Source organism: Shinella sp. S4-D37, assembly GCF_040812195.1.
Classification (GTDB): Bacteria; Pseudomonadota; Alphaproteobacteria; order Rhizobiales; family Rhizobiaceae; genus Shinella.
Genome location: NZ_JBFNXL010000005.1, coordinates 3,849,977 through 3,876,712 on the forward strand (window position 1 = coordinate 3,849,977; position 26,736 = coordinate 3,876,712).

22 protein-coding genes are annotated in these 26,736 nt (G+C 65.8%); 10 read left to right on the forward strand and 12 right to left on the reverse strand.

Features of this window, described 5'->3' with window-relative positions; all coding sequences use genetic code 11:
- Positions 1 to 73: 73 nt before the first annotated feature.
- On the reverse strand, positions 74 to 4,855 hold the full coding sequence (locus tag AB3G45_RS26365) for an NAD-glutamate dehydrogenase (protein ID WP_367833340.1): 4,782 nt from the start codon (positions 4,853 to 4,855) through the stop codon (positions 74 to 76).
- Between the two features lie 276 nt (positions 4,856 to 5,131).
- Here AB3G45_RS26365 and pdxY point away from each other — a divergent pair, with 276 nt between their 5' ends.
- Both pdxY and AB3G45_RS26375 read left to right on the forward strand, forming a co-directional pair.
- Positions 5,132 to 6,007, forward strand: coding sequence for a pyridoxal kinase PdxY (gene pdxY / locus AB3G45_RS26370; protein WP_367833341.1), 876 nt, complete (start codon positions 5,132 to 5,134; stop codon positions 6,005 to 6,007).
- Between the two features lie 74 nt (positions 6,008 to 6,081).
- Positions 6,082 to 6,723 carry a carbonic anhydrase gene (locus AB3G45_RS26375; RefSeq protein WP_367833342.1) on the forward strand — a complete coding sequence of 214 codons (642 nt, stop codon included), beginning with the start codon at positions 6,082 to 6,084 and terminating at the stop codon, positions 6,721 to 6,723.
- Between the two features lie 108 nt (positions 6,724 to 6,831).
- Here the strand turns inward: AB3G45_RS26375 and AB3G45_RS26380 are convergent, their stop codons facing one another.
- Together AB3G45_RS26380 and AB3G45_RS26385 are read right to left on the reverse strand one after the other, a co-directional pair.
- Positions 6,832 to 7,653 (reverse strand): lytic transglycosylase domain-containing protein, encoded by an 822-nt coding sequence (locus AB3G45_RS26380; protein WP_367833343.1) that lies wholly within the window; start codon positions 7,651 to 7,653, stop codon positions 6,832 to 6,834.
- A 224-nt stretch (positions 7,654 to 7,877) separates the two neighbouring features.
- Positions 7,878 to 8,912, reverse strand: a complete 1,035-nt coding sequence (locus AB3G45_RS26385) for an aspartate-semialdehyde dehydrogenase (protein WP_367833344.1) — start codon at positions 8,910 to 8,912, stop codon at positions 7,878 to 7,880.
- A 487-nt stretch (positions 8,913 to 9,399) separates the two neighbouring features.
- Here AB3G45_RS26385 and AB3G45_RS26390 point away from each other — a divergent pair, with 487 nt between their 5' ends.
- Complete coding sequence (locus AB3G45_RS26390; RefSeq protein WP_367833345.1) at positions 9,400 to 11,289, forward strand: MFS transporter; 1,890 nt, start codon at positions 9,400 to 9,402, stop codon at positions 11,287 to 11,289.
- A 57-nt stretch (positions 11,290 to 11,346) separates the two neighbouring features.
- Here the strand turns inward: AB3G45_RS26390 and AB3G45_RS26395 are convergent, their stop codons facing one another.
- From AB3G45_RS26395 to AB3G45_RS26415, 5 genes are all read right to left on the reverse strand, one after another.
- Positions 11,347 to 12,039: a phosphatase PAP2 family protein gene (locus tag AB3G45_RS26395; protein WP_367833346.1), complete on the reverse strand. Its 693-nt coding sequence runs from the start codon at positions 12,037 to 12,039 to the stop codon at positions 11,347 to 11,349.
- 116 nt (positions 12,040 to 12,155) lie between these two features.
- Entirely contained in the window at positions 12,156 to 13,268 is a 1,113-nt protein-coding gene (gene leuB, locus AB3G45_RS26400) for a 3-isopropylmalate dehydrogenase (protein ID WP_367833347.1), read from the reverse strand.
- 108 nt (positions 13,269 to 13,376) lie between these two features.
- A complete protein-coding gene (locus AB3G45_RS26405; RefSeq protein WP_367833348.1) occupies positions 13,377 to 13,757 on the reverse strand; it encodes a RidA family protein in 381 nt (126 codons plus the stop codon).
- A 4-nt stretch (positions 13,758 to 13,761) separates the two neighbouring features.
- A complete protein-coding gene (gene leuD / locus AB3G45_RS26410) occupies positions 13,762 to 14,367 on the reverse strand; it encodes a 3-isopropylmalate dehydratase small subunit (protein WP_367833349.1) in 606 nt (201 codons plus the stop codon).
- 157 nt (positions 14,368 to 14,524) lie between these two features.
- Complete coding sequence (locus tag AB3G45_RS26415) at positions 14,525 to 14,734, reverse strand: hypothetical protein (protein WP_245290181.1); 210 nt, start codon at positions 14,732 to 14,734, stop codon at positions 14,525 to 14,527.
- 180 nt (positions 14,735 to 14,914) lie between these two features.
- On the opposite strand from AB3G45_RS26415, the gene AB3G45_RS26420 reads away from it, so the two are divergent.
- Both AB3G45_RS26420 and AB3G45_RS26425 read left to right on the forward strand, forming a co-directional pair.
- The gene (locus tag AB3G45_RS26420) at positions 14,915 to 15,826 is read left to right on the forward strand and encodes a CoA ester lyase (protein ID WP_367833350.1); all 912 of its coding nucleotides are present in this window, start codon (positions 14,915 to 14,917) and stop codon (positions 15,824 to 15,826) included.
- Positions 15,823 to 16,029, forward strand: coding sequence for a DUF1737 domain-containing protein (locus AB3G45_RS26425; protein WP_367833351.1), 207 nt, complete (start codon positions 15,823 to 15,825; stop codon positions 16,027 to 16,029). The genes AB3G45_RS26420 and AB3G45_RS26425 overlap by 4 nt, the downstream gene beginning before the upstream one ends.
- A 102-nt stretch (positions 16,030 to 16,131) precedes the next feature.
- Here AB3G45_RS26425 and AB3G45_RS26430 read toward each other — a convergent pair whose 3' ends face one another.
- Positions 16,132 to 16,566 carry a metallopeptidase family protein gene (locus tag AB3G45_RS26430; protein WP_367833352.1) on the reverse strand — a complete coding sequence of 145 codons (435 nt, stop codon included), beginning with the start codon at positions 16,564 to 16,566 and terminating at the stop codon, positions 16,132 to 16,134.
- Positions 16,567 to 16,954: 388 nt separating this feature from the next.
- Between AB3G45_RS26430 and AB3G45_RS26435 the strand changes: the two genes are divergently transcribed.
- Positions 16,955 to 17,266, forward strand: a complete 312-nt coding sequence (locus AB3G45_RS26435; RefSeq protein WP_367833682.1) for a (2Fe-2S)-binding protein — start codon at positions 16,955 to 16,957, stop codon at positions 17,264 to 17,266.
- A complete protein-coding gene (gene bfr / locus AB3G45_RS26440) occupies positions 17,232 to 17,717 on the forward strand; it encodes a bacterioferritin (protein WP_367833353.1) in 486 nt (161 codons plus the stop codon). Before AB3G45_RS26435 ends, bfr begins: the two co-directional genes overlap by 35 nt.
- A 172-nt stretch (positions 17,718 to 17,889) precedes the next feature.
- Here the strand turns inward: bfr and AB3G45_RS26445 are convergent, their stop codons facing one another.
- The 3 genes from AB3G45_RS26445 to AB3G45_RS26455 all read right to left on the reverse strand — a co-directional run bounded on the left by AB3G45_RS26445 (position 17,890) and on the right by AB3G45_RS26455 (position 22,078).
- On the reverse strand, positions 17,890 to 18,633 hold the full coding sequence (locus tag AB3G45_RS26445) for a Bax inhibitor-1/YccA family protein (RefSeq protein WP_367833354.1): 744 nt from the start codon (positions 18,631 to 18,633) through the stop codon (positions 17,890 to 17,892).
- 179 nt (positions 18,634 to 18,812) lie between these two features.
- A complete protein-coding gene (locus AB3G45_RS26450) occupies positions 18,813 to 21,365 on the reverse strand; it encodes an ABC transporter permease (protein ID WP_367833355.1) in 2,553 nt (850 codons plus the stop codon).
- Positions 21,362 to 22,078, reverse strand: a complete 717-nt coding sequence (locus AB3G45_RS26455) for an ABC transporter ATP-binding protein (protein WP_367833356.1) — start codon at positions 22,076 to 22,078, stop codon at positions 21,362 to 21,364. Before AB3G45_RS26455 ends, AB3G45_RS26450 begins: the two co-directional genes overlap by 4 nt.
- A gap of 59 nt (positions 22,079 to 22,137) precedes the next feature.
- Between AB3G45_RS26455 and AB3G45_RS26460 the strand changes: the two genes are divergently transcribed.
- The 3 genes from AB3G45_RS26460 to AB3G45_RS26470 all read left to right on the forward strand — a co-directional run bounded on the left by AB3G45_RS26460 (position 22,138) and on the right by AB3G45_RS26470 (position 26,734).
- Positions 22,138 to 22,782: an arylesterase gene (locus tag AB3G45_RS26460; protein ID WP_367833357.1), complete on the forward strand. Its 645-nt coding sequence runs from the start codon at positions 22,138 to 22,140 to the stop codon at positions 22,780 to 22,782.
- Positions 22,783 to 22,864: 82 nt separating this feature from the next.
- Positions 22,865 to 23,452, forward strand: coding sequence for an RNA 2',3'-cyclic phosphodiesterase (thpR, locus tag AB3G45_RS26465; RefSeq protein ID WP_367833358.1), 588 nt, complete (start codon positions 22,865 to 22,867; stop codon positions 23,450 to 23,452).
- Between the two features lie 228 nt (positions 23,453 to 23,680).
- Complete coding sequence (locus tag AB3G45_RS26470) at positions 23,681 to 26,734, forward strand: helicase-related protein (RefSeq protein WP_367833359.1); 3,054 nt, start codon at positions 23,681 to 23,683, stop codon at positions 26,732 to 26,734.
- Positions 26,735 to 26,736 lie beyond the last annotated feature (2 nt).

Consider the following 26,736-nt stretch of genomic DNA (forward strand, 5'->3'; position numbering starts at 1 on the left):
ATTTGCCGGTGGCGGCGTTCAACGGGTGCGGCGAGCCGCAGCCGCGCGAGGCGGCTGCGGTGGAGGCGGTGCCCTACTGTGCCCGATCCTGGGCGAGGTCGCTCAGGACGCCGGCGGCGACGCTGACCTTGGCGAGCGTGGCCTCGCCCGCTTCCGTCAGGGCCGAGAGATTGGCGGTGACGCGGGCGAGACGCTCGCGGTCGCCCAGCTGCCAGGCGGCGAGCGGCGCCTTGTCGCCCTTGTGGCGCGTCAGCACCGCGGTGGCAAGATCGCGGCGGGCATTGGCGATGTCGGTGAGGCTGCGCTGCAGGGCGAGCGCCTCGTAGAGATCGCCGGTCGGGATGCGGCTCGCCGACGAAAGCAGCCGGCCGATATTGAGCGTCGCGCTGATGCCGGCGAAGGTCTGCGCCGTCTTGCCGAGCGTGTCGCCCGTCGCCCCGGCGATCAGCATGACCTCCGGCACGAAGGTCAGCATGGAGAGCGTGGCGATCTCCTCCGCCAGTTCCGTCGGCACGCCCTCGTCCTCGTAGGCATGGGCCTTGCGACGGGCCTCGTCGCCGGCCTGTTCGGAGATGAGGGTGGAAAGCTGCGGGCGCAGCTGCTTCAGCGCCTGCTTGAGCTTGTGCACGGCCTCGCTCATCGGGCCCGACACGGCCCCGGTGGTCAGGAGCAGGCTGGTGACGGCGGCATAGATGCGGCCGATCTCCTCGTAGAGCTCGTTCTGCACCGAACCGGAGACCTGGTTGTCCAGGGCGTCGACGCCGGCATAGAGCGCGGCGAGGCCGTAGCCGTCGCGGGCGATGACGGCGGCCTTCACCGCATTGGCGGGGCCGAAGCCGGTGCCGTCCGTCAGCGTGTTGACGAAGGCCGGGCCGCCGCGGTTGATCACCTCGTTGGCAAGGATCGTCGCGATGATCTCGCGGCGCAGGCGATGGGCGCGGATGTCGTCGGCATAGGCCTTCTGCATCTTTGCCGGGAAGTAGCCCATCAGCGTCGGTTCGAAATAGGGCTCGTCCGGCAGGTCGGTGTGGATGAGCTCGTCGAACAGCACCAGCTTGGCATAGGAGAGCAGCACGCCGATCTCCGGCCGCGTCAGCGGCTTGCCGGCCTGGTAGCGCTCGGCCATGGCGCGGTCGTCGGGCAGCGTCTCGACCTTGCGGTTGAGCTGGCCGGCAGCCTCGAAGCGGTCCATCAGGCGGGTCAGCGGTGCGCGGTTGGCCGCGCCCTGCCGCTCCGTCAGCGAGATCGCGAGCGATTGCAGGTAGTTGTTGCGCAGCACGAGATGGCCGACCTCGTCGGTCATCGAGGCGAGCAGCACGTTGCGCTTGGCGCGCGGCAGCCGGTCGTCGCGCATGGCGGCGGCGAGCGCGATCTTGATGTTGACCTCGACGTCGGACGAATTCACGCCGGCCGAGTTGTCGATGGCGTCGGAATTGCAGCGCCCGCCCTTGAGGCCGAAGGCGATGCGGCCGCGCTGGGTGACGCCGAGGTTCGCGCCCTCGCCGATCACCTTGGCGCGCACGTCGTCGGCGACGATGCGGATCGGGTCGTTGGCGCGGTCGCCCACCTCCGCGTCCGTCTCGTTCTGGCCGCGGATATAGGTGCCGATGCCGCCGAACCACAGGAGGTCGACCGGCGCCTTCAGGATCGCCGTCATGATCTCGAAGGGCGTCGCCTTGGCCTTGTCGATGCCGATCACGGCCATGGCCTCCGGCGTCAGCGTCACGGATTTCTCCGTGCGCGGGATGATCATCGCGCCCTTGGACAGGACCGAACGGTCATAGTCCTGCCAGCTGGAGCGCGGCAGGTTGAACATGCGCCGCCGCTCGGCGAAGGACGCATCGGTATCCGGGTTCGGATCGATGAAGATGTCGCGATGGTCGAAGGCGGCGAGGAGCCGGATCTTTCGCGACAGCAGCATGCCGTTGCCGAAGACGTCGCCCGACATGTCGCCGACGCCGGCGACGGTGAAGGCCGTCTTCTGGATGTCGATGTTCATCTCGCGGAAGTGGCGTTTTACGGTTTCCCAGGCGCCGCGGGCGGTGATGCCCATCTTCTTGTGGTCGTAGCCGGCCGAGCCGCCAGAGGCGAAGGCGTCGTCGAGCCAGAAGCCGGCCTCCTGCGCCAGGCCGTTCGCCGTGTCGGAGAAGGTTGCCGTGCCCTTGTCGGCGGCGACGACGAAATAGGGGTCGTCCCCGTCGAGGCGCACCGTATCGGCCGGCGGCACGACGTCTTGGCCGACGATGTTGTCGGTGACGGAGAGCAGCGTGCGGATATAGGTCTTGTAGGCCTCGGCGCCGGCCTTGAAGACCGCGTCGCGGCTGCCGCCGACGGGAAGCTGCTTCGGGTAGAAGCCGCCCTTGGCGCCGACGGGCACGATGACCGAGTTCTTGACCTGCTGGGCCTTGACGAGGCCGAGCACTTCCGTGCGGTAGTCCTGCGCGCGGTCGGACCAGCGCAGGCCCCCGCGGGCGACCTTGCCGAAGCGCAGGTGCACGCCCTCGACCTCGGCGCCGTAGACGAAGATCTCGCGGAAGGGCCGCGGTTCCGGCAGGCCGTCCAGGGCTTTCGGATCGAGCTTGATCGCCAGCGTTTTACGCGGCTTGCCGTCCGCGTCGTGCTGGAAATAGTTGGTGCGCAGCGTCGCCTCGATGGCGTTGACGTAGCGGCGCAGGATACGGTCCTCGTCGAGGCTCGGCACATCGGCCAGCGCTGCCTCGATCGCGGCCGCCACATCCGCCGATTTCTTCTCGCGCTGGCGCTCGGAAAGCTTCGGGTCGAGGCGGGTCTTGAACAGGCGGAAGAGGTTCGCGGCGATAAGCGGATACTTGTTGAGCGTATCGGCGATATAGCCCTGCGAATAGGCGATGCCCGTCTGGCGCAGGTAGCGCGAATAGGTGCGCAGCGCCATGATTTGGCGGGCGGCGAGGCCGCCGGTGAGAACGAGGCGGTTCAGCGCGTCGTCGTCCACCTCGCCGTGCCAGGCGGCGAGGAACGCCTCCTCCAGCATCGGGCTCAGCTTGGCGAGGTTGATCTCGATGCCGTCGCGCTGCCGCAGCTCCATGTCATGCAGGATGACGCGCCGCTCGCTGCCGTCGAGGCCGGCAAGCGCCAGGTCGTGCGTCTGCTCGCTGATGACGTTGAAGCCGAGATTCTCCAGAAGCGGCACGCGCCGCGACAGCGAAACGGGCTCGCCCGCATGGAAGATCTTCAGTTCGACGGAGGCGTGATCCGTGTTCGAGGCCTTGCGATAGAAGGCGATGCTGATCGGGTTTTCGGGCGTCGCCGTGGTGATGAGGGCAAGGTCCGCATGGGCCTCGGCGGGGGAGAAGTCCTCCTGGTAGCTGTGGTCGGCGACGAGCCGCACGCCGTCGGCGTTGGAAAGCGCCTCGAAGCGGTCGGTCCAGCGGGTGGCGATCTCGCGCACCGCCTGTTCGAGCTTGCCCTGCGCAATACGCGGCGTCTTGCCGCCGGAGCGGCCGATGATGAAGTGCACGCGGGCAAGGCCGCCTTCCGGGAAGGCCGGGTAATAGGCCGAGACGCGGCCGTCATAGACCGACTTCAGATAGCTGCCGATCTTCTCGCGCACGTCCGAATCGTACTGCTCGCGCGGCACGTAGACGATGACCGAGACGAAGCGGTCGAAGCGGTCGATGCGCGGCAGGACGCGGATGCGCGGCCGGTCGGACAGTTCGTTGATCTGCTCGCAGAAGGTGGCGAGCAGGCCGGTGTCGATCTGGAAGAGATCGTCGCGCGGATAGGATTCCAGCGTGTTGATCAGCATCTTGCCGGAATGGCTCTTCGGGTCGTAGCCGAAATGCTCGATGACCGCGGCCACCTTGGAGCGCAGCAGCGGGATCTGGCCGGCGGCGTGGGTATAGGCCGTCGAGGTGAAGAGGCCGACGATGCGCAGTTCGCCGATCACCCTGCCCTTCGCGTCGAAGCGCTTGAGGCCGACATAGTCCATATAGGCCCGGCGGTGCACGAGGGACTTCACATTGGCCTTGGTGACGATCAGGAAATCAGGGCCTTCGAGGAATTCGAGGATTTCCGGCGTCGTCGTCACGGCGTCCTTACCGAGGCGCAGCACGCGCACGTCCGGATCGGACAGGATGCCGAGGCCCTCGCCGCCGCGCTCCACGGTCGCCGCCTCGCCCTTGCCGGAATAGCTGTATTCGCGCATGCCCAGGAAGGTGAAGTTGTTGCCGCGCAGCCAGTGAAGGAAGGCGAGCGTCTCGTCCTTGCCCGGCTTGTCCTTGGCATAGCGCTCCATGTCGGCCATGGCGCTGTCGAGCTTCTCCACCATGGACGGCCAGTCGTCGACCGCCAGATGCACCTGGTCGAGCACGGTCCCGATCCGCTGGGCAAGCGCGGTGGCCTCGTTCGGCGCCAGTTCGGACAGGTGGATCTCGATATGGCTGACCCGCTGAGCCGGGTCGCTGTCCTCGTCCGGCGAGAAGAGTTTCGGCGTTTCGCCGGGGGCCACGACAAGGATGGGGTGGATCGCCAGGTGGATGTCGCGATGCGTGCTCGTGACCTCGCCCATCACCGAATCGTAGAGGAACGGCTGGTTGCGATCGGTGACGGAGAGAACCGAGACCGGCTGGCCCTGCGGGCGCACGTCGGCGAGCGTGGCAACCGTGATGCGCGGCCCGCTGCCGTCCCAGGCTTCGATCTCGGCCATGGCATGGGCGGCGGCCGCGGCCAGCATCTCGCCCGTATAGTGCTCGATGTCGTCCTTGCTGGCGCGCCCGAAGAGGATATCCGGGTTCAGCGTCTTTGCGCCGAGGGCTGCGGCTGCGGCCTTTGCGGCCTCGATGTGTTTTTCTCGTTTCACGTTGGTCCTGGCACCCATGGAATTCTCCCTCGAATCCGATCGGCCGGACGTTAGCAGAAGAAAAAATGCACGCGACGAAATTTGTGGAATCGTGAGAAAATTCAATCGATTTTGTCCAAGATAGGTCAGTTTTACTGTCGTTTTGCCCTGAAAATCGTGTTTTTTCGTCGAAAAGCAGCCCGAAACCGGCTGAGGCCGTATTCCTGGACTTTCCGGCCCGTAGTCGGAAAAGCGGTGGGCGTTGACAGGAAATGCCCCCCTTGTCATCACTCGGACAAAGGCAGGGAGCCGGTCATGAACGAGAGCGACAAGGGCACGGTCATCGTGATTTCGAGCCATGTGGTGCGCGGCACGGTGGGCAACCGGGCTGCCGTCTTCGCGCTCGAGACGCTCGGCCACCCGGTCTGGGCGCTGCCGACGGTCATCCTGCCCTGGCATCCCGGTCGCGGGCGTTCGACGCGGGTGACGATCTCCGCCGAGGATTTCGACGCGGTGGTCTCCGACCTCATCCGCGCGCCCTGGCGCGGCGAGGTCAAGGCGGTGCTCTCGGGTTATCTCGGCAGTGCGGCCCAGGCGCATTCGGTGGCGCGGCTCGTCGCGGCGCTGCGGGCGGAAAATCCCGATCTTCTCTACATGTGCGACCCGGTCTGCGGCGACGAGCGCGGCCTCTACGTACCGGAGGACACGGCAGTGGCGATCCGCGATGCGCTGGTCCCGCTCGCCTCGATCGCCACGCCCAACCGGTTCGAGCTTGCCTGGCTTGCCGGCGCGCCGCTCGAGACCAACGGGGCGATCCTGGAGGCGGCGCTGTCGCTCGGGCCGGCCCGCATGCTCGTTACCTCCTCCCTGGCGCTGATGGCGGGAAGCACCGGCAATCTCTATCTCTCCGGGCGCCATGCGCTGCTGGCGGAGCACCGGCTGGTGCCGAACCCGCCGAACGGCACGGGGGACCTCCTGGCCGCCGTCTTCCTCTCGCGGATCATGGAAGGCCTGCCGGAGGAGCGCGCCCTGATGATGGCGACCGCCAGCGTCTTCGAGATCGTCGCGCGCACCGCCAAGCGCGGCGCCGACGAATTGACGCTGGAGCAGGACGCCTCCAGCATTTCCACGCCCATGGCGATGGTGCATATGCGCCGGCTCGTGCATCCGGCCCAGCCGCGGCGATCCTGAACGATCCGGCCTTGCGCCTCGCCCTTCGGAGTGATTTATGCGGGGCAGATCGCTCACGGGGGTATTTTGACACCATGAACCGCTTTCCCGATCGTCTTTTGAATGGCTACCGCAACTTCATGTCCGGCCGCTATGCAGAGCAGTCGGCCCGCTACCGGGCGCTCGCCGAAACCGGGCAGAAACCCAAGACGCTGGTGATCGCCTGTTGCGATTCCCGTGCCGCGCCGGAGACGATCTTCGACAGCGGTCCCGGCGAGCTTTTCGTCGTGCGCAACGTCGCCAATCTCGTGCCGCCCTACGAGCCGGACAGCAATTTCCATGCGACCTCGGCGGCGCTGGAATTCGCCGTGCAGTCGCTGAAGGTCAGCGACATCGTGGTGATGGGGCACGGCCGCTGCGGCGGCATTTCCGCCGCGCTCGATCCGGATGCCGAGCCGCTGTCGCCGGGCGATTTCATCGGCAGGTGGATGGCCATGCTGAAGCCGGTCGCCGAGCAGATCCAGGGCGCGGAGATCCTGACGCGCGGTGAGCGCCAGCGCGCGCTGGAACGCGTCTCCATCCGCAATTCGCTGGCCAACCTGCGCACGTTCCCCTGCGTGCGCATCCTCGAGGAAAAGGGCCGCCTGCAGCTGCACGGCGCCTGGTTCGATATCTCGTCCGGCGAATTGTGGATCATGGACGCCAAGACCGGCGATTTCCTGCGCCCGGGCGCATAACGAAAACCCGGCCAGGGGACCTGGCCGGGCTTCGGTTTTCCGATAGTTTTGTCTCACTCTCCAGCGCCATCCTCGCGCTTGACCCGAGGATGGGCAAAGAATCGCCGATCAGTCGCCGTCGATTTCCGCGCCGATGATGGCGATCGCGCGCTGGTAGACGCTCGCCGCGTTCCAGCCCTGCAATGCGCCGAAATTGGCCTGGCCCGGCTGGTAGCCGCCGCCGGCGCTCCAGCCGTGGCCGCGCAGGAAGTTGGCGGTGGAGGCGAGCGCGTCGGCCTTCGAGCCGACGAGGTCGATGCGGCCGTTGCCGTCGCCGTCGACGCCGTATTTCAGGACGTTGGCCGGCAGGAACTGCGTCTGGCCGATCTCGCCATGCGCCGCGCCGCGGGCCGAGGTCGAAAGGACACCCTTCTGCACGAGCTGCAGCGTGGCGTAGAGCTGGTTCGTGAAATAGTCGGACCGGCGGCAGTCATAGGCGAGCGTCGCCACGGCCGAGATCGTGTGTTCCTTGCCGAGGAAGCCGCCGAAGCCGGTTTCCATGCCCCAGATGGCGAGCAGCGGGCCGGCGGGCACGCCGTAGCGGGCCTCGATACGGTCGAACAGCGCGGCATTCTGCTTCTTCAGGCTCTTGCCGCGGCGGATGATCGTCTGGCCGCCGCGCTTCTGCATGAACTGCTCCAGCGAGAGCTTGAAGCTCTTCTGGCCGCGGTCGGCGCGGATCGTGGCGCGGGCATAGCTGACATTGGCGAAGGCCTTGTCGAGCGTTCCGCGGCTGATGCCGCGGCCGGTCGCCTCGTCCTTGAATGCCTCCACCCAGGCCGGAAAACCGCCCCCGTCGTTGCCGCACTTGGCCGCTTCGGCCACGGCCGGCACCGCCGCCATGGCGATCATTGCGGCCAGCACCTTGGCCACGCTCTTTGTCATGCCCATGAAAAACCCCGTGATCTCGTCAATTCCGCTGCGGGAGCATGCCATGCCTCCGCTGTTCCTGTCACCGCACCTTGCCGTGAACCGTCCCGGCGATGCCGCCGGGCGCCGCTTCAAAGCGAAGTCCCGATTGTTCTCAGACGGAACAACCGGGGCTTTTATTTAAAATTGATTAAGGGAGCGTTGCCAATTTTCCCGAAAGAGGGCGAGCGCTCCGCCTTGCGCCGTCAGGCGGCCTGCTTCTTCGCCTTGATCAGGCCGCGCGAGACCAGGAGTTCGGCGATCTGGATGGCATTGAGGGCGGCACCCTTGCGCAGGTTGTCGGAGACGACCCACATGTTGAGGCCGTTCTCGACCGTCGCGTCCTCGCGGATGCGCGAGATGTAGGTGGCGTCTTCGCCGGCCGATTCATACGGCGTGATGTAGCCGCCGTTCTCGTGCTTGTCGATGACCTGGCAGCCCGGCGCATCGCGCAGGATGTCGCGCGCTTCGTCCGCGGTGATTTCCTTCTCGAACTCGATGTTGACCGATTCGGAATGGCCGATGAAGACGGGAACGCGCACGGCCGTGCAGGTTACCTTGATCTTCGGGTCGAGCATCTTCTTGGTCTCGGCGAGGACCTTCCACTCTTCCTTCGTGTAGCCGTCTTCCATGAAGCTGTCGATGTGCGGGATGACGTTGAAGGCGATGCGCTTGGTGAACTTCTTCGATTCGATCGGATCGGCGACGAAGACGGCGCGGGTCTGGTTGAACAGCTCGTCCATGCCGTCCTTGCCGGCACCGGAGACGGACTGGTAGGTCGACACGACGACGCGCTTGATGGTGGCGCGGTCATGCAGCGGCTTCAGCGCGACGACGAGCTGGGCGGTCGAGCAATTCGGATTGGCGATGATGTTCTTGCGAGTGAACTGGGTGATGGCATCGGGATTCACTTCCGGAACGATCAGCGGTACGTCGGCGTCGTAGCGCCAGGCCGAGGAATTGTCGATGACGACGCAACCCTGCGCGCCGATCTTCGGCGACCACTTCTGCGATACCGTGCCGCCGGCCGACATCAGGCAGATATCCGTGTCGGAGAAATCGTAGTTCTCGAGGTTCTGCACCTTCAGCGTCCTGTCGCCGAAGGAGACCTCGGTGCCTTGCGAGCGGGCGGAGGCGAGCGCCACGACCTCGTCGGCCGGGAAACCGCGCTCGGAAAGGATGTTCAGCATTTCGCGGCCGACATTGCCGGTCGCGCCGGCGACTGCGATCTTGAAACCCATGTCTAAAGCTCTCTTTCTCTGTCTCTCCGCGGGGTCAGGAGGGAAACCCGTCGGCCATGGCGCGGGTTTCGGTCCCCGGCCGTACCGGGGAGAGAGCGGTGGCCAGAGACGTCAGACGGTTTTCGTCGTCGTTTTGGCCATTGTTTTGGAAATCGATACGCAATGACGAACCCGTCCGGCGGTGAAGGCCGGAGCGATCATGCGGGCGATGGACTGTCCAAAGCGGTTCATGTCGGTTCCCTTGCGTGCGTGCTGCATACGCTCATCTGCCGAAGAGTCAAGCCTTGCCTGGCGGATAGGGCGTTTGAGCGGCGGCGGCCGCGCCCGACTTAAGGCCTAAGCCGAAAGTCATAAGCCCAAAGCAGCGCTGATGCGGCGTTTGGTTTTCTGCCATCCTTCCATCAGGCGCGCCCCGTCCGGGGTTTTAGGGAGAGATTCCGGATTTCATGGGGCCGCCCGCTACGCCGTTTTTGTGGAGGACAATGAAATGGCAAATGTTTCGACCGTGGGCACCGTCAAGTCGGCGCCCATGACGGGCGAGCAGAAGAAGGTGATTTTCGCCTCCTCGCTCGGCACCGTCTTCGAGTGGTATGATTTCTATCTTTACGGTTCGCTGGCGATCTATATCGGCGCCACCTTCTTCAGCCAGTATCCGGAGACGACGCGCAACATCTTCGCGCTGCTCGCGTTTGCCGCCGGCTTCCTGGTCCGCCCGTTCGGCGCGCTGGTGTTCGGCCGCCTCGGCGATCTCGTCGGCCGCAAATACACCTTCCTCGTCACCATCCTGATCATGGGCTTCTCGACCTTCGTCGTCGGCCTCCTGCCCGGTGCCGCCACCATCGGCATCGCCGCCCCGATCATCCTGATCCTCCTGCGCATGCTGCAGGGCCTGGCGCTCGGCGGCGAATATGGCGGCGCTGCGACCTATGTCGCCGAGCACGCGCCGGACGGCAAGCGCGGCTACTTCACCTCGTGGATCCAGACGACGGCGACGCTCGGCCTGTTCCTGTCGCTGGTGGTCATCCTCGCGGTGCAGTTCATGCTCGGCAAGGAAGCCTTTGCCGAATGGGGATGGCGCGTTCCGTTCCTGCTCTCGGCCGTGCTGCTCGGCGTCTCCGTCTGGATCCGCCTGAAGATGAACGAATCGCCGGCCTTCGCGAAGATGAAGGAAGAGGGCAAGGGCTCCAAGGCCCCGCTGACGGAGGCCTTCGGCCAGTGGCGCAACGCCAAGATCGCGCTGCTCGCGCTGTTCGGCGCCGTCGTCGGCCAGGCCGTCGTCTGGTATTCCGGCCAGTTCTACGCGCTGTTCTTCCTGACGGGCGTGCTGAAGGTCGACGGCCAGTCGGCGAACCTGATGGTCGCGGCCTCGCTGCTCATCGGCACCGGCTTCTTCGTCTTCTTCGGCTGGCTGTCGGACAAGATCGGCCGCAAGCCGATCATCATGGCCGGCCTCCTGCTCGCCATGCTGACCTATTTCCCGCTGTTCAAGGCGCTTACCTGGGCCGGCAATCCGGCGCTGGCAGAGGCGCAGGAAACGGTCCGCGCGACCGTCGCCGCCGCCCCCGGGGACTGCAAGTTCCAGTTCAACCCGACGGGCACGGCGAAGTTCACCACGTCCTGCGACATCGCGACCTCGTTCCTGACCCGCAACTCCGTGCCCTACGACGTCGTCACCACGGCGCCCGCCGGCACGGCCGCGACGGTGAAGATCGGCGAGCAGACGATCGCCAGCTATGACGCGACGGCTGCCGGCGACCAGGCCAAGGCGCTCGACGCCGCCTTCCAGAAGCAGACGAACGTCGCGCTCCATGACGCGGGCTATCCGCTGGTCCGCGCTGCGGCCAAGGTCGTGGACGCCAAGCTCGACGCCTTCGTCGCGGCCAATCCGGAACTCGCCCTCGATGCCGCCGCCATCCGCGCCGGCGAGAAGGCCACCATGCCGGCGGCCGATCTCGTCGCGGGCAAGCTGCTGACGGCCGAGGAGGCCGCCGGCGTCACCGACATGGCCGTCTACACGATCGCCGGCGGCGGTGCCTTCACCATGGTCGCCGATCCGGCGAACGTGAACTGGACCCTTATCATCGCCGTGCTGACCGTCCTCGTGATCTATGTCACGATGGTCTACGGTCCGATCGCCGCCCTCCTGGTCGAGCTCTTCCCGACCCGCATCCGCTATACCGGCATGTCGCTGCCCTATCATATCGGCAACGGCTGGTTCGGCGGCCTGCTTCCGGCGACGGCCTTCGCGATGAGCGCGGCCCAGGGCGATATCTACTACGGCCTCTGGTATCCGATCATCTTTGCGGGCATCACGCTGGTCATCGGCCTTCTGTTCCTGCCGGAAACGAAGGACCGCGACATCCACGCCATGGATTGATCCTTCCCTTCCGATGTATCCCTGGCGGACCCGGCTCGTGGCGACACGGGCCGGGTTTCATCTTGCCGCAAGCATGGATTTCGGCAGCGGCCAGCCGCGCGCGTCGAAGCGGAAGAGCCAGTCCCTGCGGGCGAAGAGGAAAGCGGTGGCGATCGCCGTCCAGAGGCCGAGCAGCAGGCCGGCGGCGACGTCGCTGGGATAGTGCGCGCCGACGATGACGCGCGACACGCCGATCGTCAGGGCGCTGACGAGGAAGAGCGGGCGCAGCCGCGGCGCCAGCATGGAGAAGGCGCCGAAGAACGCGCCGACGGCCGCCGAATGGCCCGAGGGGAAGCTGGAATAGAGATCGTCATAGGCGAACGGCGTCAGGCTGTAGGCTCCGTGTTCGGCAAAAAGCTCCGGCCGGGCCCGGCCGACCAGGAGCTTGACGAGATGGACGAGCGCGCTCGTCGCGCCGATGGTCAGGAAGAAATAGAGCGGCAGCCGCCAAGCGGTTTTTGTCCGGCCGGCCAGTGTCTCGTTCCGGCTGACCCGGTGCAGGACATAGGCCAGGATGACGAGGAAGCCGGAACCGTAGATCATCCAGGCGAAGGTGCCGAAATCCGTGATGCGCCGGTTGAAGGTCATGATGGCGCCGGGAAGGCCCTGGGCGCGCTGCGAGATCGCCGGATCGAAGGGCACGAGCGCCAGGACGAGCACCGCGGTGGCGGCGAGGATCCAGAGCGAGGAGGTCGCGAACGATCGGTTCATGGGCATCCCTTGGAAACGGCGTTGCTTCCATGTGTCGGCGGAAACCGGCTTTTCAAGGGACGCGCATGAAAAAGGCTCCCGGTGGAAAACCGCCGGGAGCCTTTTCGTGTTCGGTTTTAGGCCGAGAGCTTCTTGAACGCTGCGAGGATGGCGTCGCCCATTTCCGTCGTGCCGACCTGGCGGCAGCCGTCGGCCATGATGTCGCCGGTGCGGATGCCGCTGTCGAGGACCTCGGCGATCGCCTTTTCCAGATTGTCGGCTTCGGCGACCATGTTGAACGAGTAACGCAGGCACATGGCGAAGGAGGCGATCATGGCGATCGGGTTGGCGATGCCCTTGCCGGCGATGTCCGGTGCCGAGCCGTGCACGGGCTCGTAGAGCGCCTTGCGCTTGCCGGTCTTGGCATCCGGCGCGCCGAGCGATGCGGAGGGCAGCATGCCGAGCGAACCGGTCAGCATGGCGGCGACGTCGGAGAGCATGTCGCCGAAGAGGTTGTCCGTCACGATGACGTCGAACTGCTTCGGCGCACGCACGAGCTGCATGCCGCCGGCGTCGGCCAGCATGTGATCGAGCTGGACATCGGAATAGCTGCGCTTGTGCGTTTCCGTCGCCACCTGGTTCCACAGCACGCCCGACTTCATGACGTTGCGCTTTTCCATGGAGCAGACGCGGTTGTTGCGGGTGCGCGCCAGCTCGAAGGCGACGCCGGCGATGCGCTCGATCTCGTAGGTGTCGTAGACCTGCGTGTCGATGCCGCGCTTCTGGCCGTTGCCGAGATCGATGATCTCCTTCGGCTCGCCGAAATAGACGCCGCCCGTGAGTTCCCGCACGATGAGGATGTCGAGGCCCTCGACGAGCTCCGGTTTCAGCGAGGAGGCGTTGGCGAGCGCCGGGTAGCAGATGGCGGGGCGCAGGTTCGCGAAGAGCTTCAGGTCCTTGCGCAGGCGCAGCAGGCCGGCTTCCGGGCGCACCTCGTAGGGCACGGCATCCCATTTCGGGCCGCCGACGGCACCGAACAGTACGGCGTCGGCTGCCAGCGCCTTCTCCATGTCGCCTTCCGAGATCGCCGCGCCATGGGCGTCATAAGCCGAGCCGCCGACGAGGCCTTCGTCGGTCTCGAAGCCCGCGCCGCGCTCGACGTTCATATAGGCGATGATCTTGCGGACTTCCGCCATGGCTTCCGGGCCGATGCCGTCGCCGGGCAGAAGGAGGAGGGTACGCGCTGTCATGGGATTGTCCTTGATGTCACGGAATGGTCGCGCGCTTCTTAGCGCAACTTCCGTTCAAGGAAAATCGCTGAAAAGAAAGAATTTTGCGCGAGGCGCTCCGCCTTGCGGCTAACTTGCGCGCAGCGCCGTGACCTCGATCTCGATCAGCATTTCCGGCCGGATGAGGTCGCAGACCACCATGGTTGCGGCAGGGCGGATCATTTTGAACGTTTCGCCGAGGATGGGGAAGACGCGGTCGGCGAAGGCGGCGTCGGTCACGTAATAGTGGCAGCGCACGACATCGGCGAGGGAGAAGCCGGCTTCCTGCAAAACGTCGCCGATGGTGGCAAGGCAGTTGCGCGCTTGGTCCTCGACCCCTTCGGGCATGGTCATCGTGGTATAGTCGTAACCGGTTGTTCCGGATACGAAACACCAGTCCCCCTGAACGACGGCGCGCGAATAGCCCGCCGTCACTTCGAAGGGAGAGCCGGAGGAGATCAGCCGCCGCAAGGTCTCAGGCCCAGGGGCGCGAGACCGCAGCCTCTTTCTCGAAACTGTCGATCGAGGCCGCCTTTTCCAGCGTCAGGCCGATATCGTCGAGGCCGTTCAGCAGGCAGTGGCGGCGGAAGGCGTCGATCTCGAAGCCGATGCGGCCGCCGTCCGGGCCGGTGATCTCCTGGGCTTCCAGGTCGACCGTCAGGATGGCGTTGGCGCCGCGGCTGGCATCGTCCATCAGCTTGTCGAGGTCGCCCTGGCTGACGACGATCGGCAGGATGCCGTTCTTGAAACAGTTGTTGTAGAAGATGTCGGCGAAGCTGGTGGAGATGACGCAGCGGATGCCGAAGTCGAGCAGGGCCCACGGCGCATGCTCGCGCGAGGAGCCGCAGCCGAAATTGTCGCCGGCGACGAGGATCGAGGCGTTCTGGTAGGCCGGCTTGTTCAGCACGAAGCTCTCGTTGACGCTGCCGTCCTCATTGTAGCGCGCTTCGGCGAAGAGGCCCTTGCCGAGGCCGGTGCGCTTGATCGTCTTGAGGTAGTCCTTCGGGATGATCATGTCCGTGTCGATATTGACGACGGGAAGCGGCGCGGCGACGCCGGTCAGCTTGACGAACTTGTCCATGCGAAAACCCTCGAAATGCGGTGATGTCGGTTGATGCAAGCGTTTAGATGAGTTTTCCCGGAATTTGAAGGAGAATCTTCCGGAAAACCGGGCGCGAAACGCAAATGCCGGGCGCGGAAAGGCGCCCGGGGCGTCCCTTTCGGGAGCGGACCCTTGTCTAAAGGTCGATGATCGTGCCGCGACCGTCGTTCCAGATGCGCGGTTCGCGCTGGCCGGGCGCACGGCGGTCGTTGCGCGCGGTGGCGCGGACCGGGGCCGGCTGAAGCTTGGCGGCGAGCATGGAACCGAGCATCAGCACGGCGACGATGCCGGCGATGGCAAGGCCCACGGAGGCGGCGAACAGGAAGGTCGCGCCTGCGACAAGCATGGTGAAGACGGTGAAGGTGACGGAGCGGATGCGCTGCATTTTGATTTGCCCTTTCTCTATAAGGGAATGTGGGGGGCGAATTTGTCCTTTGCAAGGCCGAATCCTGCCGATCTGCTGCGTTACAATGTCCTGCATGCGGCGGTGCTTGCGGGCCGCGGCAAAGCGCGGCAAAAAGGGCGGATGAACAGGATACCGCACCACCATCCGCTTCGCCTGCGCCGCTCGGTGCTCAGCGTTCCCGCCGTCAATGCGCGGGCGCTCGCCAAGTCGGCCCTGCTCGATTGCGACGCCGTCATCTTCGACCTCGAGGATTCCGTTCTGCCGGAAAAGAAGGCCGAAGCGCGCGCCGCCCTCGTCGAACATTTCAGGACGCTGAACCGCGCCTCCGGCCGCGAGCATGTCATCCGGATCAATCCGCTCGACGGGCCGGACGGGGTCCTCGACCTTGAAGCGGTGCTCGATTGCATGCCCGATGCGGTGCTGCTGGCGAAGGTCTCCGAGCCGCAGGATGTCCTCACCGCCGCCGACTGGCTTTCGGAGGCGGGCGCCGACGAAGGGCCGCGCCTCTGGGCGATGATCGAGACGGCGGCGTCCCTCCTCAACCTCGCCGCCATCGCCGAAACCGGCCGCACCCATGGCGGGCGGCTCGATTGCTTCGTCGTCGGCCTCAACGACCTGCGCAAGGAAACCGGTATCGCCGATGTTACCGGCCGGCCGTTCCTGGTGCCGCTTCTGCTGCAGGTGGTGGTCGCCGCGCGGGCCTGCGGGCTCGACGTCATCGACAGCGTCTTCAACGATTTTTCCGACGACGGGAATTTCGCGGCGGAATGCCGGCAGGGCCGTCAGATGGGTTTTGACGGCAAGATGCTGATCCATCCCGCGCAGATCGCCGCCGCCAACGAGGCCTATGGCGTGACGGAAGCCGAGGCGGCAGAGGCGCTCGCCATCGTCTCGGCCTTCGCCGCACCCGACAATGCCGGGAAAGCCGTCGTCTCCCTTGCCGGCCGCATGGTGGAGAAGCTTCACGCCGACCAGGCCGGGCGCCTCCTCGCCAAGGCCGACATGATCAACGAGAGAAAGAAGAAAGCATGAAAGTCTACCGCTTCCTGACGGGTCCCGACGACGCCTCGTTCTGCCACAAGGTGACGCTGGCGCTGAACAAGGGCTGGGACCTGCACGGTTCGCCGACCTATGCCTACAATGCCGAGACCAAGGTGATGCAGTGCGGCCAGGCCGTGGTGAAGGACGTTCCCGGCAAGGATTATACGCCCGATATCAAGCTTTCCGAGCAATAGGCGGCAACGCGGTACGCGGCGTGCCCGGCCTTGAGGCGAGGCTCCGGGTCCGCGGCGTGGATGGTGGGATCAAGCGGGACCATGACGGAGCGGCGGTGCGGGTCAGCCCGCCGCGATCTCCGCACTCGCCTCGATGCGTTCCATGTCGTCGTCGGACAGGCCGAAATGGTGGCCGATCTCGTGGATGAGGACATGGGTGATGATGTCGCCCAGCGTCTCCTCGTTTTCCGCCCAATAGTCGAGGATCGGGCGGCGGTAGAGGGTGATGCGGTTCGGCATCTCGCCGGTCTCCACGGTGAAGCGCTCGGTGATGCCGCGGCCCTCGAAGAGGCCCAAGAGGTCGAACGGGGTTTCCAGCGCCATGTCCTCGAAGACGTCGTCGCTCGGGAACTCGGAGATCTCGATGATGAGGTTGCCGGTCAGTGCACGGAACTCCTCCGGCAGGTGGCCATAGGCTTCCAGCGCCAGGGATTCGAACGTGCTGATGGTCGGGGCATGGCGATGGCGCCAATCCTCGGTCTGGTCAATGCGGGCCATGGGCTCTCCTTTGCCCGTCATATAGACGATTTCCAGGGTTTTTCGAGGGACGAAATTGCATGCCCCGCGTGCACCGGACGCGGGAGCGCACGGCATTCCCGGTCGATTCGACCGTCCACATGACGACGAAAAAGCGTTTCGGCCCGGGAAGACCGCCGCCGCAACGGCTTTTTTAACAAAACGTGATCGGTCAGTTTGCCGCACCCTTGCCGTTTTCGGGCGATGGTGCCGGCAGTCTAAGTCCATGAAAACACGAGATTTCTAATCAAGATTAGAATCACTCTAAATTGATCGGTCAGCAGGACTGACCTGTTCATTCTTGACAATCAAGGTCGCCTTTTGCTTAATCGTGGAAACTCAGTACTTTGCGTATGGCAGGCAAGACGAAATGCTGGTTTGCAGCTGCAACTTCATCACCGACAAGGAAATCGTTGACGTGATCAACAGCCTCCTCGACGAGGACTGTTGGCAGCTCATCGTGCCGGCAAAAGTCTATCACGCCATGCAGAAGCGCGGCCGCTGCTGCGGCTGTTTCCCCAATGTCGTCGACATCATCATCCGCACGACCGAGCAGTATCACGCCGGCCGCCACTCGACGGATGACGAGATATTTGATTTCATGACCCGCCTCAAACAATTCCATGAAGAAAACAGGAGAGCGGACCTTGAAAGGCGACAAAAAAGTCATCGAGCAGCTTAACGAAGCGCTCTATCTCGAACTCGGTGCCGTCAACCAGTACTGGCTTCACTACCGGCTGCTGGAAGACTGGGGTTACACGCTCCTCGCCAAGAAGGAGCGCGCCGAGTCGATCGAAGAGATGCAGCACGCCGACAAGCTCGTCGCCCGCATCATCTTCCTCGAAGGCCATCCGAACCTCCAGACCGTCGCGCCGCTTCGCATCGGCCAGAACGTCAAGGAAGTGCTGGAAGCCGATCTTGCCGGCGAATACGACGCCCGCACGGCCTACAAGAAGTCGCGCGACATCTGTCATGACGCCGGTGACTACGTCACCATGAAGCTGTTCGAGGAGCTGCTGATCGACGAGGAAGGCCATATCGACTTCCTCGAGACCCAGCTGGAGCTGCTCGGCAAGCTCGGCGAGGAAAAGTACGGCCAGCTCAACGCCGCGCCGGCCAACGAAGCCGAGTAAGGCGCGCAGCGCGCGCGGTCCGGATCCCCCCTGCTTCGCCAGGCCGCTCAGGGGAACCGGGACCGCGCTGGCCTTCCAGCTCCTTGCACAAAAAAACGGGCCCCGGTCGAACCGGGGCCCGTTTTTTGTTTCCTATAGCCCCCGGCGGTGCCGAGGGGTTTCGTGTCCGGCGTTACTCGCGGTTGCCGAGGAAACGCAGCAGGAACAGGAAGAGGTTGATGAAGTCGAGATAGAGCGTCAGCGCACCCATGATGGCCTTGCGGCCGGCCACGGCGACGTCGTCGGCTTCGAAATACATCTCCTTGATCTTCTGCGTATCCCAGGCCGTCAGGCCCGCGAAGACCAGGACGCCGATCGCGGAGATCGCGAAGTCGAGCGCCGAGGACTGCAGGAACAGGTTGACGAGCGAGGCGATGATCAGGCCGAACAGGCCCATGATCAGGAACGAGCCGATCGCGGACAGGTTCCGCTTCGTCGTGTAGCCGAACAGCGACAGCGCGCCGAAGGCGGCGGCGGAGACGAAGAAGGTCTGCGCGATGCTGGCGCCGGTATAGATCAGGAAGATCGACGACAGCGACAGGCCCATCAGGCCGGCATAGACCCAGAAGGTCGCCTGCGCGGCCGAAACGCTCATCGTGTGGATGCGGAAGCTCAGGAAGAAGACCAGCGCGAGCGGGGCGAGCATCACGACCCACTTCAGCGGGCTCACATAGATGGCCTGGCCGAAGCTCGTGAGCTGGCCGTCAGCAAAGGCGGCCTGCGAGGCGAAATACGCCACGACGCCGGTGATCGCGAGACCCAGAGCCATCAGGTTGTAGACCCGGAGCATGTAGGCGCGCAGGCCCTCGTCGATGACGGCACCGGCCTGAGCGCCGGCATGGGCCGTTCGGGTCTGGTAGTTGCGAAGATCAGCCATGTTTTCCTCTCGTAAAGCCCCCTCGGGGTGACGGTGTCGGGTTCCCGTTTATTTGCCGCAGGTCGGCACGGAATCCGGGCATCCGCTGCGGGGCTCCAGCTTGCCTGTGCCCAATATGCGCATGAATTGTGTCTCGTACAAGACCCGCGGCCCCTACGGGGCCTCGGATCCCGCCGGTTTCAAAGCTCGCGCAGCACGGGCGCGGCCTTCTGCCCCAGGATGCGCCAGGTGCCGGCAAGGCCGATACCGACGGTCATGAAGAGGGCCGTGACGACCGTCATGACGGCGACGTCGGGCAGGAAGCTCGACGGCAGCATCATGATGCGGCTCACCACGAACCAGGCCGCCACGCCGCCGGCAAGGAGCGCGAAGACCGCCGTCGCCAGCCCCAGCATCAGATATTCGTAGCTGAAGGCACGGATCAGCGTGGCGCGCGTCGCCCCCAGCGTCTTGAGGACCACGGCATCGTGCACGCGCGCCCGATTGCCGGCGGCGAGCGCCCCGGCAAGCACAAGGATCGAGGCGATGAGCGCGACGGCAGCCGCCGCGCGGATGGCGGTGGCGAGCTGGCCGACCAGTTCGTTCACCACGTCGAGCGCATCCTTGACGCGCACGCTGGTGATCGTCGGGAAGGCGTTGGTGACGGCCTTCAGGGTCGCCGCCTCCTGCCCGGCCGTCGCCTGCGGGTCGATCACCGTCGCCAGCCACGCATGCGGCGCGCCGGCAAAGGTGTTCGGCGAGAAGACCATGACGAAGTTGATCGACAGCGATTCCCATTCGACATTGCGGAAGTTCGCGATGCGCGCCGTGATGTTGCGGCCGAGCACGTTGACCGTCACGCTGTCGCCGATCCTGAGGCCGAGTTCGCGGCCTTCCTCGGCGGCGAAGGAGACGAGCGGCTCGCCGGAATAGTCCTCCGGCCACCATTCGCCCTCGGCGAGCGTCGAATTCTCCGGCGTGCGCTTGGCATAGGTGATGCCGCGGTCGCCGCGCAGCACCCATTGCCCCTCCGGCGGCACCTTGACCTTCGAGACCTCGACGCCGTTCAGCTCCATGACGCGGCCGCGCAGCATGGGCACCTCGATAATCTTGCCGTCGGGCATGTTCGTCTGCAGCACGGTGCGGAACCCGTCGAGCTCGCTGCCCTGGATATCGACGAAGAAGAAGTTCGGCGCCCGTTCCGGCAGGTTGCCGGTCAGTTCCCGGCGCAGATTGCCGTCGATCAGCGTCAGCGTGACGAGAAGCGCAAGGCCGAGGCCGAGCGAGAGCACGACGGAGGAGGTGAGCGCGCCCGGCCGATGGATATTGCCGATGGCAAGCCGCAGCGACGGTGAATTGACGCGCGGGCTGCGCCGCGCGAGCGCGGTGATCAGCAAGGCGACGGCGCGCAGCACGACGAAGGCGAAGGCGATCGCCCCGAGGAAGACGACGGCGATGTAGCGGTCATAGGCGGTGAGGATGGCAAGCCCGGCCAGCGCCGCAAGGAAGGCCGCCGCGCCCGCGACATAGGGCCAGCTCGGCAGGCGTCCGGCCTCGAAACCCTGCTCGCGGAAGAGCGCCGTCGCCGGCACCTCGCGGGCGTGGCCGAGCGGCAGGACCGCGAAGGCGAGCGCCGTCAGGAGGCCGAAGACGGCGGCGAGCAGCAGCGCCGAGGGATAGATCGTCGCTTCCGCCGGCACCGGCAGCACGCCGTCGAGGAAGCGCATCGCCACCAGCGGCATCAGCGCGCCGGCGACAAGGCCGATCAGGATGCCGACCGCGGCGATCAGCGCGATCTGCGCGAGATAGACCAGCGCGACCAGCGAGGCCGGCGCACCGAGGCACTTGAAGGTCGCGATGACCGAGCGCTTGGAATCGAGATAGGCGCGCACGGCGTTCGCCACGCCGACGCCCCCGACGATCAGGGCCGTCAGGCCGACCAGCGTCAGGAATTGCGAGAAACGGGTGATGTTGTTGGTGAGCGAGGGCGCGGCGCTGTTGGAGGTGCGGATCGACCAGCCGGCCTGCGGGAAGGCCTTCGTGGCGTCGGCCCGCACCTTCGCGAGCGACAGGCCGGTATCGGCGAGCCGGATGCGATAGGCGTTCTCCACGAGGCTGCCGGTCTGCACGAGGCCGCTCGCCGTCATGGCCTCCTCCGAGATCATCAGCCGCGGCGCGAAGCCGAACCCTTCCGAAACGGCGTCCGGCTCGCGCACCAGCGTCGCCGTCACCTTCAGCCTGGCCGTGCCGAGTAGGATCTTGTCGCCGACGGCGATGCCGAGCCGGTCGAGCAGCAGCGGCGCGACGACCGCGCCGTAGCTCTCGCCCTCCCTGGCGAAGAGCGTGGCGGAGGGCTGCTGCGGGCTGGTCTCCAGCGTGCCGTAGAGCGGGTAGGCGCCGTCGACGCCCTTGACCTCGACCAGCGTCTGGTCGGAGCCGTCCGGCAGACGCGCCATGGAGCGCAGGCTGGAGGACAGCGAGACATCGCCAAGGCTTTGGAAATGCCTGAATTCCTCCGGCGTCGCGAACCGGTTGTTGAACTCGAAGCGCACATCGCCGGCAAGCAGGCTCTGCCCCTGCGAGGCGATCGCCTGGGTGATGGCGCTCGACACCGAGTTGACGCCGGCGATCGCCGCCGTTCCGAGCGCGATGCAGGCAAGGAAGATGTAGAAGCCCTTGAGGCCGCCGCGCATTTCGCGCAGCGCCAGGCGGAGCGCCAGCGGAACCTGCCTGAGGACCGTGCCGATCCTCATGCAGGCACCGTTTCGGCCAGCGCCGCCTTGACGGGCGCCGCACCGGAGACGATCTCGCCGGAGCGCATGGTGACCTGCCGGCTGCACCGGGCGGCAAGCGCCGGATCGTGCGTTACCAGCACCAGCGTCATGCCGCGCTCGGCCTGCTTGGCGAAGAGAAGATCGGCGATCTGCCGGCCGGTCTCGGTGTCGAGGTTGCCGGTCGGCTCGTCGGCGATCAGCAGTTTCGGCGCGGGCGCCAGCGCCCGGGCGATCGCCACGCGCTGCTGCTCGCCGCCCGAAAGCTGGCCCGGATAGTGTGACAGGCGCTCGCCGAGACCGACCGCCGTCAGTTCCCGCCGGGCGATCTCGAAGGCGTCGCGCACATTGGCAAGCTCCAGGGGCACCGCGACGTTCTCCAGCGCCGTCATGTTGGGAATGAGGTGGAAGGACTGGAAGACGATGCCGATATTGCGGCCGCGGAAATCGGCCACCTGGTCCTCGGTCATGCCGTGCAGGCCCGCGCCGTCGATATGGATCTCGCCGCTGTCCAGCCGTTCGAGCCCGGCCAGCACCATCAGGAGCGTCGACTTGCCGGAGCCGGACGGGCCGACGATTCCGACCGATTCGCCGCCATCGATGACAAGGTCGATCCCCTTCAGCACATGCACGGAGGCGGCCGCCCGGCCGAGGGTGAGATCGGCTTTTTTGAGATCGATGATGGTTTTGGCCAAGGAATTCTGCCCTATATGTCTTGAAGCAACTGGAATGCCAGCAATCTAGGATCAGCGACATGTCGTTTAAAGCGGCGCTTGGATTTTTCGCCTCACTTGCAATCACAGCTTTGTTATCCGTGAATGCCGCCCGGGCGGAGCCTGTGAAGCTCGTCGGCTTCGGCGACAGCCTGATGGCCGGCTACCAGTTGCCCGCGGCGGACGCCTTTCCCGTGAAGCTGGAAAAGGCGCTGCGCGATAAGGGCTACGAGGTCGAGATCGCCAATGCCGGCGTTTCCGGCGACACGAGTTCCGGCGGCCTTGCCCGGCTCGACTGGTCGATCCCCGAGGGCACGCAGGGCGTAATCCTGGAGCTCGGCGCCAACGACGCGCTGCGCGGCATTGCGCCGGAACAGACGGAGAAGAACCTCGACGCCATGCTGGCGCGGCTCAAGGAACGCGGTATCGCGGTGCTGCTCGCCGGCATGCTGGCCCCGCCGAACATGGGCCCCGACTATGGCGCGCGCTTCAACGGCATCTATCGGCGCATGGCGGAAAAGCACGGTGTCGCGCTCTATCCGTTCTTCCTCGACGGGGTCGTCACCAAGGCGAACCTGCAGCTGGAAGACGGCATGCATCCGAATTCGGAAGGGGTGGACGTAATGGTGGCGACGATGCTTCCGGCCGCCGAAGCGTTCATCAAATCGATACCGGCGAAGGAGTAGTTTTCGTGGGTGCGAAATAAGGGTTGCGCAAAAATCCGTTGCGTGATTCGCTGACAGTACATTCCAGCAGGGAGAAGTCGCTATGCCGAGACTTTTCGTCGCCCTCGAAGTGCCGCGCAATGCTGCCATGAGCCTCTCCTTACTGAGAGGCGGACTTCCCGGGGCCCGCTGGATCGATGTCGAGAACTTCCACATTACCTTGCGTTTCATCGGCGATATCGACGGGCGCACCGCCGACGAGGTTGTCGACAAGCTCGACCGCATCGAGCGCCCGGAATTCCAGCTCGCGCTGTCGGGCATAGGCTCCTTCGGTTCGAAGAAGCCGCATTCCATCTTCGCCGGCGTGACGCAGGCGCCGGAAATGTACGCCCTCCAGGGCGAGATCGAGCGCATCTGCCAGCGCCTCGGCCTTCCCGCCGATCCGCGAAAGTTCACGCCCCACGTCACGCTCGCCCGCCTGCGCAACGCCCGCACCGAGGACGTCGCCCATTACCTCTCCGGCCGCGGCAACTTCGGTACCGCCCCCTTCACGGTGAACCGCTTCGTGCTGATGTCCTCGAAGGAATCGGTCGGCGGCGGGCCGTATCTCACGGAAGAGGTTTTCCCGCTCTACGAGGCCGGCGGCGGCTGGGACGGGGCGGACCTGCGCGACCATGACCATCCGGTCTGACCGGAGCCACCGCCCATCCTTCGTGGTGAACAAACCCTGAATCATCCCGAGTCAGCGATTCGTCTCCGATTCGTTCGCAGGCTGTTCCGCGCGGGCCGCAAAGGCTGGAGAAAACCGGCGCATTTCGCCTTGGCCCTTGCCATTGCCGTCCCCGATGGGCATCTGTTGCCTGCCGGACGCGTCCGGCGGAGATGAAACCTGCCGGGGCGTGACTTGTCGCAAGCACCCATGATCTTGAGCGGCCGCGGGGTCACCGCGGTGCTCGGCCCGACCAATACGGGCAAGACCCACTACGCAATCGAACGCATGGTGGCTCATGAGACGGGCGTTATCGGCCTGCCTCTGCGCCTCCTGGCGCGCGAGGTCTATACGCGCCTCGTCGACAAGGTCGGCCAGCACAATGTGGCGCTCGTCACCGGCGAGGAGAAGATCACGCCGCATATGGCGCGCTATTCGGTCTGCACCGTGGAGGCCATGCCGCGCGAGACGCGCGCCGCCTTCGTCGCGATCGACGAGGTGCAGCTTGCCGGCGATCTGGAACGCGGCCACATCTTCACCGACCGGGTGCTGCATCTGCGCGGTCGCGACGAGACGCTGCTGCTCGGCGCCGCCACCATGAAGCCGATCCTGGAGCAGCTCCTGCCCGGCATCCATGTGATCGAGCGCCCGCGCCTGTCGCAGCTCTTCTATGCCGGCTCCAAGAAGATCACCCGCCTGCCGCAGCGCACGGCCATCGTCGCCTTCTCGGCCGACGAGGTCTATGCGATCGCCGAGCTGATCCGCCGCCAGCGCGGCGGTGCCGCCGTCGTGCTCGGCGCGCTTAGCCCACGCACCCGCAACGCCCAGGTTGCGCTCTACCAGGAAGGCGACGTCGAATATCTCGTCGCCACCGACGCGATCGGCATGGGCCTCAACCTCGACGTCGACCATGTCGCCTTCGCGCAGGACCGCAAGTTCGACGGCTACCAGTTCCGCAACCTCAACCCGGCGGAGCTCGCCCAGATCGCCGGCCGGGCCGGCCGGCACCTGCGCGACGGTACCTTCGGCGTGACGGGCCGGGTCGATCCCTTCGACGACGAGCTGGTCAAGCGCATCGAGACGCACCAGTTCGACCCCGTGCGCGTGCTGCAATGGCGCACCACCCGCTTCGACTATTCCTCCCTTTCGGCGCTGCGCCAGTCGCTCGACGCGCCGCCGCCGATAGGCGGCTTGACGCGGGCGCTGCCGGCCGTCGACCAGCAGGCGCTGGAGCAGCTGTCGCGCTATCCCGACGTCCGCGACCTCACGACGACGCCGGAGCGGGTCGAAAAGCTCTGGGAGGCCTGTGCGCTTCCCGACTACCGGCGCATCACCCCCGCCCAGCACGCCGACCTCATCTCCACGCTCTATGCGGACCTTGTAAGGCGCGGTACGGTCAACGAGGACTTCCTGGGCGATCAGGTGCGCCGCGCGGATCGAACCGATGGGGAGATCGACACGCTTTCGGCACGAATCGCACAGATAAGGACGTGGACCTATGTGTCGAATCGGCCCGGATGGCTTGCCGATCCGACACACTGGCAGGAAAAGACGCGGGAAATCGAAGACCGATTGTCCGATGCGCTACATGAACGGTTGACGAAACGCTTTGTTGATCGCAGGACATCTGTGCTCATGAAGCGCCTGAGAGAGAATGCGATGCTGGAAGCTGAAATCAGTGTGAATGGCGATGTCTTCGTAGAGGGACATCATGTCGGGCAGTTGGCCGGTTTCCGGTTCACGCTGGCCTCCGGAACGGAAGGTCCCGATGCGAAGGCCGTGCAGGCGGCTGCGCAGAAGGCGCTCGCGCTGGAGTTCGAAGCTCGGGCCGCACGCCTGCATGCCGCCGGCAACGGCGATCTCGCGCTCGGCTCCGACGGCACGGTGCGCTGGCTCGGCGACCCCGTCGCGCGCCTTGCGGCGAGCGACCACGTCATGCGTCCGCGCGTCATCCTGCTTTCCGACGAGCAGCTGACCGGCAATGCGCGCGACCACGTCGCCGCCCGCATCGAGCGTTTCGTGAACCATCACATCGCGACCGTGCTGAAGCCGCTCGACGATCTTTCGCGCGCGGAAGATCTGCAGGGCCTCGCCAAGGGGCTCGCCTTCCAGCTCGTCGAGAACCTCGGCGTGCTCTTCCGCCGCGACGTGGCGGAGGACGTCAAGTCGCTCGACCAGGAGGCCCGCGCCTCGATCCGCAAGCACGGCATCCGCTTCGGCGCCTACCACATCTTCATGCCGGCGCTCCTGAAGCCGGCTCCGGCCGAGCTCATCACGCTGCTCTGGGCGTTGAAGAACGACGGCCTCGACAAGCCGGGCTACGGCGACCTCATCCCGGTGCTCGCCGCCGGCCGTACCTCCGTCGTCACCGATCCGAGCTTCGAACGCGCCTTCTACAAGCTCGCCGGCTTCCGCTTCCTCGGCAAGCGGGCCGTGCGCATCGATATCCTGGAGCGCCTCGCCGATCTCATCCGCCCGCTGCTGCAGTGGAAGCCGGGCACGCCACGCCCCGAGGGCGCCTATGACGGCCGCCGCTTCATGGCGACGACCGCCATGCTCTCCATCCTTGGCGCGACGCCGGACGACATGGAAGAGATCCTCAAGGGCCTCGGCTACCGCGCCGACAGCGTGAAGGCCGAAGAGGCTGCCGCCCATCTCGCCGCGGCGACCCCGGCTCCGGCCGATGCCACTGCCGTAGCGCCGGCCGAGACCAGCGCGGAAACCGCCGACGAACACGACGTCGATGCCGCCGAGGGTGAAAGCGAAGCTCCGGCTGCCGTCGCCGAGGCCTCGGCTGTCGTCCCGGTCGAGGCCCCAGCCGCCGAGGCCGTGGAAGCGCCGGCAGCGGAAGAAGCCGCCGCCGAAGGCGAGCCGGTCGAAGCCAAGCCGGTTCTGCTCTGGCGCCCGGGCTCGCGCCACGACAACCAGCGCCAGGGCCACCGTCACGGCGGCGACCGCCAGGGGGATCGTCAGGGTCAGGGCGAACGCCGCGGGGGTGATCGCCATCGCGGCCAGCCGGCCGGCGAACGCGGCGAGCGACGCGAGGGCGGCCGCGGCCGCCCCGACCAGGCCAAGGGCCGCGACGGAAAGCCGCAGGGCGGCAATCGCCCGGATCGTGGCGAGCATCGCCCCGAGCGTAACGAGCGCGGCGGCAAGCCGCAGCAGGCGAAATTCGAGGCCCGGCCGCCTCGCAAGGAAAAGCCGATCGACCCGGATTCGCCCTTCGCCAAGCTGGCCGCGCTCAAGGAGCAGATGAAGAAGTAAGC

Bases quoted from the DNA above. Each gene is read 5' to 3' on its own strand.
- AB3G45_RS26365 (WP_367833340.1), bottom strand. From the start codon at position 4,855: ATGGGTGCCAGGACCAACGTGAAACGAGAAAAACACATCGAGGCCGCA.
- pdxY (WP_367833341.1), top strand. From the start codon at position 5,132: ATGAACGAGAGCGACAAGGGCACGGTCATCGTGATTTCGAGCCATGTG.
- AB3G45_RS26375 (WP_367833342.1), top strand. From the start codon at position 6,082: ATGAACCGCTTTCCCGATCGTCTTTTGAATGGCTACCGCAACTTCATG.
- AB3G45_RS26380 (WP_367833343.1), bottom strand. From the start codon at position 7,653: ATGGGCATGACAAAGAGCGTGGCCAAGGTGCTGGCCGCAATGATCGCC.
- AB3G45_RS26385 (WP_367833344.1), bottom strand. From the start codon at position 8,912: ATGGGTTTCAAGATCGCAGTCGCCGGCGCGACCGGCAATGTCGGCCGC.
- AB3G45_RS26390 (WP_367833345.1), top strand. From the start codon at position 9,400: ATGGCAAATGTTTCGACCGTGGGCACCGTCAAGTCGGCGCCCATGACG.
- AB3G45_RS26395 (WP_367833346.1), bottom strand. From the start codon at position 12,039: ATGAACCGATCGTTCGCGACCTCCTCGCTCTGGATCCTCGCCGCCACC.
- leuB (WP_367833347.1), bottom strand. From the start codon at position 13,268: ATGACAGCGCGTACCCTCCTCCTTCTGCCCGGCGACGGCATCGGCCCG.
- leuD (WP_367833349.1), bottom strand. From the start codon at position 14,367: ATGGACAAGTTCGTCAAGCTGACCGGCGTCGCCGCGCCGCTTCCCGTC.
- AB3G45_RS26415 (WP_245290181.1), bottom strand. From the start codon at position 14,734: ATGCTTGTCGCAGGCGCGACCTTCCTGTTCGCCGCCTCCGTGGGCCTT.
- AB3G45_RS26420 (WP_367833350.1), top strand. From the start codon at position 14,915: ATGAACAGGATACCGCACCACCATCCGCTTCGCCTGCGCCGCTCGGTG.
- AB3G45_RS26425 (WP_367833351.1), top strand. From the start codon at position 15,823: ATGAAAGTCTACCGCTTCCTGACGGGTCCCGACGACGCCTCGTTCTGC.
- AB3G45_RS26430 (WP_367833352.1), bottom strand. From the start codon at position 16,566: ATGGCCCGCATTGACCAGACCGAGGATTGGCGCCATCGCCATGCCCCG.
- AB3G45_RS26435 (WP_367833682.1), top strand. From the start codon at position 16,955: ATGCTGGTTTGCAGCTGCAACTTCATCACCGACAAGGAAATCGTTGAC.
- AB3G45_RS26445 (WP_367833354.1), bottom strand. From the start codon at position 18,633: ATGGCTGATCTTCGCAACTACCAGACCCGAACGGCCCATGCCGGCGCT.
- AB3G45_RS26450 (WP_367833355.1), bottom strand. From the start codon at position 21,365: ATGAGGATCGGCACGGTCCTCAGGCAGGTTCCGCTGGCGCTCCGCCTG.
- AB3G45_RS26460 (WP_367833357.1), top strand. From the start codon at position 22,138: ATGTCGTTTAAAGCGGCGCTTGGATTTTTCGCCTCACTTGCAATCACA.
- thpR (WP_367833358.1), top strand. From the start codon at position 22,865: ATGCCGAGACTTTTCGTCGCCCTCGAAGTGCCGCGCAATGCTGCCATG.
- AB3G45_RS26470 (WP_367833359.1), top strand. From the start codon at position 23,681: ATGATCTTGAGCGGCCGCGGGGTCACCGCGGTGCTCGGCCCGACCAAT.